The organism is Nonomuraea sp. NPDC026600 (assembly GCF_040638335.1).
GTDB lineage: Bacteria > Actinomycetota > Actinomycetes > Streptosporangiales > Streptosporangiaceae > Nonomuraea.
In genome coordinates this window covers 107,706-119,469 of record NZ_JBEZYD010000001.1, presented here as the reverse complement: position 1 = coordinate 119,469, position 11,764 = coordinate 107,706, and the positions used below count along the sequence as shown (strand labels likewise).

Annotated in this window: 7 protein-coding genes; 4 read left to right on the top strand and 3 right to left on the bottom strand. The window is 70.4% G+C overall.

Annotated elements, in window-relative coordinates:
- Positions 1-19: 19 nt before the first annotated feature.
- Both AB0F17_RS00540 and AB0F17_RS00535 read right to left on the bottom strand, forming a co-directional pair.
- Positions 20-1,540, bottom strand: a complete 1,521-nt coding sequence (locus AB0F17_RS00540; protein ID WP_358013910.1) for an aldehyde dehydrogenase family protein — start codon at positions 1,538-1,540, stop codon at positions 20-22.
- A 25-nt stretch (positions 1,541-1,565) separates the two neighbouring features.
- Positions 1,566-2,969 carry a VOC family protein gene (locus AB0F17_RS00535; RefSeq protein WP_358013908.1) on the bottom strand — a complete coding sequence of 468 codons (1,404 nt, stop codon included), beginning with the start codon at positions 2,967-2,969 and terminating at the stop codon, positions 1,566-1,568.
- Positions 2,970-3,107: 138 nt separating this feature from the next.
- On the opposite strand from AB0F17_RS00535, the gene AB0F17_RS00530 reads away from it, so the two are divergent.
- Entirely contained in the window at positions 3,108-4,001 is an 894-nt protein-coding gene (locus tag AB0F17_RS00530) for a LysR substrate-binding domain-containing protein (RefSeq protein WP_358013906.1), read from the top strand.
- Positions 4,002-4,262: 261 nt separating this feature from the next.
- On the top strand, positions 4,263-6,404 hold the full coding sequence (locus tag AB0F17_RS00525; protein ID WP_358013904.1) for an ATP-binding domain-containing protein: 2,142 nt from the start codon (positions 4,263-4,265) through the stop codon (positions 6,402-6,404).
- Between the two features lie 76 nt (positions 6,405-6,480).
- Here AB0F17_RS00525 and AB0F17_RS00520 read toward each other — a convergent pair whose 3' ends face one another.
- On the bottom strand, positions 6,481-6,930 hold the full coding sequence (locus AB0F17_RS00520; RefSeq protein ID WP_358013902.1) for a MarR family transcriptional regulator: 450 nt from the start codon (positions 6,928-6,930) through the stop codon (positions 6,481-6,483).
- A 97-nt stretch (positions 6,931-7,027) separates the two neighbouring features.
- Here AB0F17_RS00520 and AB0F17_RS00515 point away from each other — a divergent pair, with 97 nt between their 5' ends.
- Entirely contained in the window at positions 7,028-10,249 is a 3,222-nt protein-coding gene (locus AB0F17_RS00515; protein ID WP_358013900.1) for an efflux RND transporter permease subunit, read from the top strand.
- Positions 10,250-10,320: 71 nt separating this feature from the next.
- Positions 10,321-11,751 (top strand): adenylosuccinate lyase, encoded by a 1,431-nt coding sequence (gene purB, locus AB0F17_RS00510; protein ID WP_358013898.1) that lies wholly within the window; start codon positions 10,321-10,323, stop codon positions 11,749-11,751.
- Positions 11,752-11,764: the final 13 nt, after the last annotated feature.

The following is an 11,764-nucleotide window of genomic DNA, read 5'->3' as shown; positions in this document are numbered from 1 at the left end:
CGAGCCCGGTGATGCGGCGTCACAGGAAGCTCACGTTCTGGGCGAGGGTCAGATGGTCGGAGTAGTTGACGGTGCTGGTCGTGCGCCGCATGTAGGCGCGCCAGGAGTCCGAGCCGGACTCGCGCCCGCCGCCGGTCTCCTTCTCGCCGCCGAAGGCGCCGCCGATCTCCGCGCCGGAGGTGCCGATGTTGACGTTGACGATGCCGCAGTCGGAGCCGTCGGCGGCCTGGAAACGCTCGGCCTCGCGCAGGTCCCGGGTGAAGATGCTGGAGGACAATCCCTGGGGGACGTCGTTGTTCAGGGCGATGGCCTCCTGCAGCGTCCGGTAGGTCTGCACGTACAGGATCGGCGCGAAGGTCTCCTGCCGGACGATGCCGCTCTGACCGTCGATCCGGACGATCGCGGGCTCGGCGTAGCAGGCGGCGGGGGCGGCGTCGGCGAGCCGGCGCCCGCCGCCGGCCAGGACCTCGCCGCCCTCGGACCGCGCGGCGCTCAGCGCCTGCCGCATCGCCTCGTGCGCCTGAACGGAGATGAGCGGCCCGACCAGGGTGGAGTCGTCGAACGGGTCGCCGATGGGCAGCTTGCCGTAGGCGGTGGTGAGCCGCTCGATCAGGGTGTCGGCGATGTCGGTGTGCGCGATGAGCCGGCGCAGGGTGGTGCAGCGCTGCCCGGCGGTCCCGGCCGCGGCGAACACGATGGCGGGCGCGGCCAGGTCGAGGTCGGCCGAGGCGCTGACCACGGCGGCGTTGTTGCCGCCCAGCTCCAGCAGCGAACGGCCGAAGCGGGCCGCCACCCGCGGGCCGACCTGGCTGCCCATGCGGACCGAACCGGTGGCGCTGACCAGCGCCACCCGCCGGTCGTCGGCCAGCCGCTCCCCGATGGCGCGCTCGCCGAGCAGCAGCCGGTGTACCTCGCGGGGTGCGCCGCTCTGCCCGGTCGCCGTGGCCAGCAGCCGGTCGCAGGCCAGCGAGGTCAGAGGGGTCAGCTCGGACGGCTTCCAGACCACGGTGTCGCCGCAGACCAGGGCCACGGCGGTGTTCCACGCCCACACGGCCGCCGGGAAGTTGAACGCGGAGATCACGCCGACCACGCCCAGCGGGTGCCAGGTCTCCGACAGGCGGTGGCCCGGCCGTTCGGAGGCGATGGTGCGTCCGTAGAGCTGGCGCGACAGGCCGACCGCGAACTCGCAGATGTCGATCATCTCCTGGACCTCGCCGAGCGCCTCCGAGCGGATCTTGCCCGCTTCGATGGTGACCAGGTCGGCCAGGTCGTTCTTGTGCTCGCGCAGCAGTTCCCCGAGCCTGCGGACCACTTCGCCGCGGCGGGGGGCGGGCACGGTGCGCCATGACAGGAACGCCTCGTGCGCCGCCGCGATCGCCGCGTCGGCGTCGGCGGGGGTCGCGGCCTTGAGGCCGAACAGGTGCTCGCCGGTGATCGGCGTGCGGGCGTGGAGGTCGTCGCCCTGTTCGAGGGTGACGTCCAGGCGGGTCAGGATGTCGAGCGCGCGTCGCCGCAGGGCGTCGGTGGTGGGAAGGGTCATGAAGGTTCTCCATGGGCGAGGTCGGTCAGGTGATCTCGGGCAGGCCGAGCGCGTGGGCGGCGTTCTGCAGGGATCGCCGCTGCTGGGTCTCGTACAGGGCGAACGGGTCCAGCACCTCGCGCCCGATGGCGGCGGACAGCCAGTCGGCGTCGTAGTCGGCGGCGGTGTGGCGCTCGTCCTTGACGCCCTGCCCGCTGAGGTTGGACTGGAAGATCCCGGCCGCCGAGCGGGGCAGGAAGTCCTCGTACACGATGGGCTCGGCGCGTACCCAGCCATGCTCGAGCAGGTCGGCCAGGCCGGTGGCGGGGGGTCGCCCGTCACGGACGCGGCCGGGCACCGGCTGATAGGTGAAGAAGCCCAGACGGCCGAGCGCCAGCTCCCGTTCGGTCGCGGGGAACTCCCGCTCCCAGATCGACCGGATGGCCCGGGCGCGGCTTCCGGCATGCTCGCCGCGGTGGTCGGCCGGTTCGGCGTCGGCGCGCGCCTGCAGGTCGTCGTAGCGTTCGCGGCCGGCCCGGGTGAGCGCGATGCCGCGCGCCTCCACCTCGCCGAAGCGCACCCGCAGCGATCCCGTGGTGATGCCGCCGTCGGGCCGGCGCAGCGCGCGCGGCTCGGCCAGGGCGCGAAAGGAGGTCTGGCGCAGCAGGACGTCCGGCCCGGACCAGCGCGGCGGCCCCTGGATCGTGTCGATCATGGTGATGCCGCGTTCGGTCATCCGCCGGTACAGCTCGTCGATGTCGAGCACACGCGGCGTCAGGTGGTTGATGTGGGTGCTGCTCACGCCGCCGATGTCGGCGGCGACCGCCGAGACGCGTTCCAGCCTCTCGTACCAGGCCTTGTCGATCGGCTCCTCGGACAGCGCGAACGCGTGGACGGCCAGCGTGAGGAAGCGTCCGGCCTGCTCCTGTGGCAGTTCGCGCTCCCGCTCGGCTCGATCGGCCAGCTCCAGCAGCTCGGGCGGGAACAGTTGCCGCGCGGCCAGGAACCTCTCCAGCCGCCCGCGCAGGTCCGCGTCGAAGAAGCGGGGATCGGCCGGGGTGAGCATCGAGGTGAAGACCCGGAAGGGGTTGCGGGCCAGCTCGTCGTCCGCGACGGGACGAAAGGCCGTCGAGACCACGGGCACGGCGCTGGAGGCGGCCTCACGCAGGTCGTAGAACCCGACCGGGCGCATCCCCAGCGCCCCGAAGATCCGGGCCACCTGCTGGAGCTCGGCCGGGGTGCCGACCCGGATGGCGCCGTGCCGTTCGGCGGTGACGCGCTCGATGGAACCGAGCCGCTCGGCGCCGGCTCCCGCCCGCTGCAGCACGCTGTCGTTGACCTCCCGGGAGACCTCCACCAGCGTCCGGTAGGCGGGCACCTCCTGCCCGTACATCTCCGACAGACGCCGCGCGAACGAGGCGCGCAGCCGCCCTTGAGAGACCATGACCATGCGTTATCTCCTCCAGGTGCGGATGGCTTTGTCCACGATGGAGGCGATCCCGGGTGAATCCAAGCCCCAGGAGGCCGATAGATTTCCGGCCAAAGCCCAAGCACTGCTTATGTGCTCCACCGGCGGCTCGGAGGCGGCATGGTCAAACCCCTGCTTCTGGTCACCTTGCGAGAGGTGTGCCGGACTGGTTCGTTCGCGCTCGCGGCACGTGAGCTCGGCTACACGGCTTCGGCCGTCTCCCAGCAGATCGCGGCGCTGGAGAAGGACACCGGGCTGGTGCTGTTCGAGCGCGAGGCGCGCGGCGTGCGCGCCACCGCGGCGGCCCATCGCCTGGTGGAGCTGAGCCAGCGGGTGCTGGCCACGTTGGAGGACTTCGGCTATGAGGTGCGCGAACTGGCCACCGGCAGCACCGGCCGGTTGCGGCTGGGCAGCTTCCCCACGGCCAGCGTGCGGCTGGTGCCGCCGACGCTGTCGGCGTTCACCCGCCGATACCCCCGGGCGGAGATCCTGCTGGAGGAGGGCGAGCCGGAGGAGCTGATCCCCCGGGTGATCGACGGCGCTCTGGACCTGGCGCTGGTCTACGAGTACGGGCTCACTCCGCAGTCGTGGCCCGACGGGCTGGCCGCCCATCACCTGTTGCGTGAGGACCTGCTGCTGCTGCGTCCTCGAGATCATGGCCCGGGCGCCGAGCTGTCCGCGCTGGCGGGGGAACGCTGGATCACCAGCCGCGAGGGGACCGGAGGCGCGCTGTCGCTGGCCCGGCTGTGCGCGGCGGCCGGATTCGTGCCCGTCGTCACCTTCCGCAGCAACAACTACGACGTGGTGCGGCATCTGGTGGCCGCCAGGCTGGGGGTGGCGGTCGTCCCCGCGCTCGGTCACGTGCCCGACGACCGCGTCGTGGCCACGCCTGTGCGGCTGCCCGCCGCGCATCGCACCGTCGTCGCGCTGCACCGGGAGGCCAACGGCAATCCTCTGCTCGCCGACGCGCTCGCCACCCTGCGGCAGGTCGTCCTGCCGTTGAACGGCGGTTGAGACTTTCCGGGTCTACGCCCGGGAATTCTCCAGAAAACCCTCAACGCTCAGCCGCTGGGACATCGGGTGCGCGCCGTCGTGCAGGCGGCACGTGGCCGCGCGCAGGCGCTTGCGGGGAAGGCGGAAAGAGCGCTATTCTCGCTTACTTGGCACTAAAACCAAGAGGTATATACACGCCTCCCGTTAGGAGTATACCAGGGAATGACTAATCGTCAAGATGCTCTTGCGGAAGCCCTTGACACGGAGCAGGGGACTGTTTCCATGCTCTACGGCAGACTCGACGCGGCGCGTGAGCGGGCGCGGGAGGTGCTGCGTGAGGTGTACGGCCGGGGCGGTGCGCTGGGCACCCGCCAGGCCATGGTCGAGCGTGAGGTGCGGGCCTCGGAGCAGGCGCGGCGGCTGACGCAGCTGGACGGGGTCGAGCGGGGGCTGTGCTTCGGCCGCATCGACGAAGCCGGCGGCCGACGCACCTACATCGGGCGGATCGGGTTGCGTGATGACGAGCACGAGTCGGTCCTGATCGACTGGCGCGCTCCGGCGGCCCGCCTGTTCTACGTGGCCACGGCCAGTGATCCCGGCGGCCTGCTGCGCCGCCGTCACCTGCACACCAAGGACCGCCTGGTGGTGGGCCTGGATGACGAGGTGTTCGATCTGGAGCGGATGAGCGAGGGCGATCGGCGCACGCTGGTCGGTGAGGCGGCGTTGCTGGCGGCGCTGCGCCGGGGGCGTACGGGCCGGATGGGCGATGTGGTGGCCACCATCCAGACCGAGCAGGACCGGGTGATCCGCGCCGCGCTGCAGGGGGCGCTGGTGGTGCAGGGCGGCCCCGGCACCGGCAAGACGGTCGCGGCGCTGCACCGCGCCGCCTACCTCCTCTACACCCACCGCGCCACCCTGGAGCGGCGGGGTGTGCTGGTAGTGGGGCCCAATCCGATGTTCCTGCGCTACATCGGGCAGGTGTTGCCGGCGCTGGGCGAGACGCAGGTGGTGATGTCGACGGTGGGGGAGTTGTTCCCCGGCGTACGGGCGGTGGCGCCCGACGGGCCGCAGGCGGCGGTGGTCAAGGGCGACCTGAGGATGGCCGAGGTGGTGGCGGCGGCGGTGCGCGAGCGGGCGCGGGCGGTGCGGCTGCCGCACAACATGGCGCGCAAGCTGTTCGTCACCGAGCTGCTGAAGGAGCTGGCGCTGGCCGAGGCGCGGGCGGTGGAGGAGGCGCTCAAGCTGGCCGAGATGGAGTTCGAGGATCCGGAGCTGGCCGAGCCGCTGGAGCTGGAGCGTGATCTGGACGAGGTCGATCTCGCGCTGGCCTCGGCGCGGCTGTGGTCGGAGGATCCGGTACGGCAGGCGGTGGCGGAGTTGTGGCCGGAGCTGACGCCGCAGCGCCTGATCGGCGAGTTGCTGGCTTCGCCGGAGACGTTGTGGCAGGTGGCGCCTCCGGGCCTGGACTGGCGGGCGCTGGTGCGGCCGCAGGGCTCGCCGTGGACGGTCGGCGACGTACCGCTGCTGGATGAGGCGGCCGAACTGCTGGGACAGGACGACTCGGCGAGCCGCTCGGCCTCCCGGGAGGCCGAGAGCGCGTGGGAGGAGCAGGAGCGTTACGCCCAGGAGGTCCTGGAGACGACGGGCCTGCTCGAGGAGGGCATCTTCGACCGGGCCGACGTGCTGGCCGATCGGCACGCCGACGCCGGTGGCGATCTGAGCACCGCCGAGCGGGCCGCGGCCGACCGCCAGTGGGCCTACGGTCATGTGATCGTGGATGAGGCCCAGGAGTTGTCGGCGATGGCGTGGCGGACGGTCATGCGCAGGGTGCCGGCCCGTTCGCTGACGGTGGTGGGCGACATCGCTCAGACGGGTTCGGCGGCCGGCGCGCGTTCCTGGGGGGAGGTCCTCGATCCCTTTCTGCGGGGCCGCTGGCGCGAAGAGCGGCTGCTGGTCAACTACCGGACCCCGGCGGAGATCATGCGGGTGGCGGGCGACGTCCTGCGGGCGGTCGACCCGTCCCAGAGTCTGCCGGAGTCGGTCAGGGACGGAGAGGCCGAGCCCCGCGCGGTCCGTACGGGCATCGGCGGCCTGCCCGACCTGGTGGCCGAGGAGTTGCGGGAGATCGGCGAGGGCCGCCTGGCCCTGCTGGCCCCGGATGCCCGCCACGCGGAGATAGCGGCGTTGTTCCCCGGCCACGACGATCTGGAGGCCCCGGTGGTGGTCCTGACGGTGACCCAGTGCAAGGGGCTGGAGTTCGACGCCGTCATCGTGGTGGACCCGCAGGCCATCCTGTCCCAGTCCCCGATGGGCGGCCAGGACCTGTATGTGGCCGTGACCAGGGCGACCCGCCGCCTGACGGTCACCCACGAGCACGGCCTGCCGGAGGTCCTGTCCCGGCTCGCCAAGAAATCTACTTTGTAAAGGCGCTCGAGCAAGTCAAAAACCCAAACATACAATCGAATAAATCCTCATCTATCAAGCAGCCGTAGGCGGGCGGTCATGGGTAGAGCTGGTCGGCGACTTCGCGGATGCGGGTGGTCACCCGCAGGAGGGAGTGCAGGGTCTCGGTGTCGAGGTGGCGCATGATGTTGCGGTAGTGGTCCAGGCCGGCGTCGTTGATCTCGGCCATGAGCTTGGTGCCCGCGTCCGTCAGCTCGACGCGGCGGACGCGGCGGTCGTGCGGGTCTTCGCGCCGGCTCACCAGGCCATGGCCGACCAGCCGGTCGACGATGCCGGTCACGGTGCCGAGTCCGACGCCGAGGTTGTGGGCGAGCTCCTGGCCGGAGGTGGAGCCGTTGAGGGACACCACCATGACGACTTTGAGTTGGCGCATGGTGAGGTTGGAGGTGAACAGCGGCGATGGGCTCTGGGCGAAGGTCCGCCCGAGGTCGCGCTGGGTTTCGGTGATCCGGCGGATCAGGTCTTCACGTTCGTCGTCCACACTCACCTCTCGCTTCCTGAGAAGGTTATCAGGAAAGCCAAGGGAGGCTAAATATTCGCAAAAGGCGAAGTGTTAGTCTGGAGCGAACTCTGAAGGGACCTCCATGACCGCTTTCGCCCGGTTGAGTCTTGCCAACCGCAGTTTAGTGATCTTGCTGGCTCTCGTGCTCAGCGCGTTCGGCGCGTTCACGATTCCGCAGCTCAAGCAGCAGTTGTTGCCGTCACTGTCGTTCCCCGGCGCGTTCGTCATCGCGTCGTATCCCGGTGCTTCGCCGGAGATCGTGGAAGACCAGGTGACCAAGCCGCTGGAGGACTCCTTCCAGGGCATTCCCGGCATGGAGCAGATGACCTCGACGTCGAAGGAGGGCATGACGCAGGTCCAGGTGGCCTTCGCGTTCGGCACCGACATCGAGGCGTCGATCAACAAGATGCAGCAGGCGGTCAGCCGGGTGCAGCCGCAGTTGCCGTCCGGTGTGGAGCCGCAGGTGATCGCGGGTAACACCGACGACATCCCGGTGCTGGTGCTGGCGGTGGGTGACGGCGGCGATGAGCGGGCGATGGCCGACAAGCTGCGCCGCATCATGGTGCCGGAGCTGCAGGCCGTGGAGGGCGTGCGGGAGGCGACGGTCACGGGCACGCGTGACGAGGTCGTGACGATCAAGCCGGACCTGACGAAGATGGCGCTGGCGGGCGTGTCGGCGGCGCAGATCCCGGAGGTGCTGAGGGCCAACGGGACGCCGATCCCGGCGGGCACCCTGAACTCCGGCTCCTCCTCGCTGACGGTCCAGGTGGGCGAGCGGGTCGATTCGATCGAGAAGCTGAAGGACCTGTACCTGACCCCGGCCCAGCCGCAGGCCGCTCAGGCCCAGCCGCAGGCGCAGCCCCAGCAGGGGCGTCCGGGCGGGCAGCCGCAGGGCGGCCCGGCGCAGACGGCCACGCTCGTCAAGCCGAAGGCGCTCAAGCCGGTCAAGCTGGGTGAGGTCGCGGAGATCACCCGCGGCCTGGCCGACCCGACGACGATCACCCGTACCGACGGCAGGACCAGCCTGGGCGTGTCGGTGACGATGTCGCCCGACGGCAACGCGGTGTCGATCTCCAACGCGATCCGCGAGAAGCTGCCCGAGCTGGGCCGGGCGCTGGGCGACTCTTCGGAGACGGCCGTCGAGGTGGTCTTCGACCAGGCCCCCTACGTGCAGGAGTCGATCGAGAACCTGACCACCGAGGGCCTGCTGGGCCTGGTGTTCGCGGTGCTGGTCATCTTGGTGTTCCTGCTGTCGGTGCGCTCCACGCTGGTGACGGCGGTGTCGATCCCGCTGTCGGTGGTGATCGCGCTGATCGCGTTGTGGGCGGGCGACTATTCGCTGAACATGCTGACGCTCGGCGCGCTGACGATCGCGGTCGGCCGGGTGGTGGACGACTCGATCGTGGTGCTGGAGAACATCAAACGCCATCTCGGGTACGGCGAGGCGAAGCTGACGGCGATCTTGTCGGGGGTTCGCGAGGTGTCGGGCGCGGTGACGGCCTCGACGCTGACGACGGTGGCGGTGTTCGCGCCGATCGCGGTGGTCGGCGGCATGGTGGGTGAGCTGTTCGGCCCGTTCGCGGTCACGGTGGCGGTGGCGTTGCTGGCCTCGCTGGTGGTGTCGCTGACGGTGGTGCCGGTGCTGGCGTACTGGTTCCTGAAGGCGCCGGCCCTGACGCCGGAGCAGGCGCGGGCCCAGCGCGAGGAGGCCGAGGCCAAGGAGCTGCGCAGCCCGTTGCAGCGCGCCTATCTGCCGGTGCTGCGGTTCGCGACGCGCTTCAAGCTGGTGACGGTGCTGATCGGGCTGGCGGTGTTCGTCGGCACGCTGGGGCTGGCGGGCCAGCTCCAGACGAACTTCCTGGACTCCTCCGGCCAGAACACCATCTCGGTGTCGCAGAAGATGCCGGTGGGCACCGACCTGGCCACGACGGACGCGGCGGCCAAGAAGGTGGAGGGCGTCCTTTCCGGCCTGGACGGCGTGGAGACGTACCAGGTGAACGTGGGTGGCGGCAACGCGATGCGCGGTGGCGCGGGCGGTGGCGCGGATCGGGCGTCGTACTCGCTGACGTTGAAGGACGGCGTCGATACGCCGGTGGTGGAGCAGGCGCTGCGAGACAAGCTGGCCGGTGTTGCGGGGATCGGCGAGGTGACGGTCGGCGGTTCCGGCGGCGGCGGGTTCTCCTCCGACTCCATCGACGTCATCGTGCAGGCCTCCGACGCCGAGACGCTGCGCACGGCGGCGGACGCGGTCAAGACGGCGATGGGCCAAGTGCCGGGGCTGCGTGATGTGGCCTCGAACCTGGAGGCCAGCGCGCCGCGCGTCGAGGTGCGCGTGGACAAGGAGAAGGCGGCCGCCAAGGGGTTGTCGGAGGCGCAGATCGGTCAGTCGGTGGCGCAGGCGTTCCGCGGAGCGCCGCTGGGTCAGGTCACCCTCGATGGGCGGGCCAGTGATCTGGTGCTGCGTGTGGGTGATGTGCCCGAGGACGTCAAGGCGATCGAGGGTCTGAAGCTGGTGACGGCCTCGGGTCTGGTGAAGCTGTCGTCGGTGGCCGATGTGGAGCGGGTGGCCGGGCCGACGCAGGTGACGCGGATCGACGGTGAGCGTTCGGCGACGGTGTCGGCCAAGGCGACGGGCTCGGATCTGGGCAGCGTGACGCAGGCGCTGACGACGAAGCTGGACGGGGTGATGCTGTCGGCGGGTGCCTCGTATGAGATCGGCGGCGCGTCGGCGGATCAGCAGGAGGCGTTCGCGGATCTGGGGATGGCGATGCTGGCGGCGATCGCGATCGTGTTCATGATCATGGTGGCGACGTTCCGGAGTTTCGTGCAGCCGCTGATCCTGCTGGTGTCGATCCCGTTCGCGGCGACGGGCGCGGTGGGGCTGCTGGTGGCGACGGACACGGCGATGGGCGTGCCGGCGCTGATCGGCATGCTGATGCTGATCGGGATCGTGGTGACGAACGCGATCGTGCTGATCGACCTGATCAACCAGTATCGCGCTCAGGGGATGGGGATCGTGGAGGCGGTGATCGAGGGTGGCCGGCGCCGGTTGCGGCCGATCCTGATGACCGCGGTGGCCACGATCTGCGCGCTGACGCCGATGGCGCTGGGGGTGACGGGGTCGGGCGGGTTCATCTCCCAGCCGCTGGCGATCGTGGTCATCGGTGGTCTGGTGACCTCGACGCTGCTGACGCTGGTTCTGGTGCCGACGCTCTACACCGTGGTGGAGCGGACGAAGGAGCGGCTGCGCCGCGAGCCGGCCGAGCCGAAGCCCGAGCCGAAGGTGCTGGCCCCGACCTCGTAGGTCGCGGGGGTTGCTCCGCCCGTGCGGCCTGGTGCCGTGCGGGCGGAGCTGTGTGAATAGACTTGTGCGACGTGACTTCCAAGCCGCGCATCCCTGACGTCCTGGCCGCCCGCTATGCCTCCCCGGAGCTGGCCCGGTTGTGGTCTCCCGAGTACAAGGTGGTCGCCGAGCGGCGGCTGTGGCTGGCGGTGTTGCGGGCGCAGGCGGAGCTGGGGGTCGCGGTTCCCGAGGATGCCGTGGCCGACTACGACAAGGTGGTCGAGCAGGTCGATCTGGCGTCGATCGCGGCGCGGGAGCGGGTGACGCGTCACGATGTGAAGGCGCGCATCGAGGAGTTCAACGCGCTGGCCGGGCACGAGCAGGTGCACAAGGGCATGACCTCGCGCGATCTGACGGAGAACGTCGAGCAGTTGCAGGTGCGTGACAGCCTGCTGCTGGTGCGCGATCGGGTGGTGGCGTTGCTGGCGCGGCTGGCGAGGCTGGCCGAGGAGCACGAGGCGACGGTGATGGCGGGCCGTTCGCACAATGTGGCGGCGCAGGCCACCACGCTGGGCAAGCGGTTCGCGTCGGCGGCCGATGAGCTGCTGGTGGCCTTCCGCCGCCTGGAGGAGCTGATCGCCCGTTATCCGCTGCGCGGCATCAAGGGGCCGGTGGGCACGGCTCAGGACATGCTGGACCTGCTGGACGGTGACCGCGGCAAGCTGGCGGAGCTGGAGGGGCGGGTGGCGGCGCATCTGGGGTTCGAGCGGCGTTTCACCAGTGTGGGGCAGGTCTATCCGCGCTCGCTGGACTTCGAGGTGGTGTCGGCTCTGGTGCAGCTGGCGGCCGCGCCGTCGTCGCTGGCCAAGACGATCCGGTTGATGGCCGGGCATGAGCTGGTGACCGAGGGGTTCAAGGAGGGGCAGGTCGGTTCGTCGGCGATGCCGCACAAGATGAACACGCGCTCGTGTGAGCGGGTGAACGGCTTGACGGTGGTGTTGCGGGGTTACGCCTCGATGGTGGGCGAGCTGGCGGGCGATCAGTGGAACGAGGGTGATGTGTCGTGTTCGGTGGTGCGCCGGGTGGCGCTGCCGGACGCGTTCTTCGCCTTCGACGGGCTGGTGGAGACGATGTTGACGGTCCTGGATGAGTTCGGGGCCTTCCCTGCGGTGATCTCGGCGGAGCTGGATCGGTATCTGCCGTTCCTGGCGACGACGAAGATGCTGATGGCGGCGGTACGCGCCGGGGTGGGTCGTGAGCAGGCGCATGAGCTGATCAAGGAGCACGCGGTGGCGTCGGCGCTGGCGATGCGTTCGCGGGGCGTGGCCAACGAGCTGCTGGAGCGGCTGGCGGCCGATGAGCGTTTCCCGGTGGATCGGGCGGGCCTGGAGGCGCTGCTGGGTGATCGGGTGTCGTTCACCGGGGCGGCGGCGGATCAGGTGGAGGCGGTGTCGCAGGTGGTGGGCGAGGTCGTGGCGGCGTATCCGGAGGCGGCGGCCTATCGGCCGGGCTCGATCTTGTGATCTGAGCTTGTGG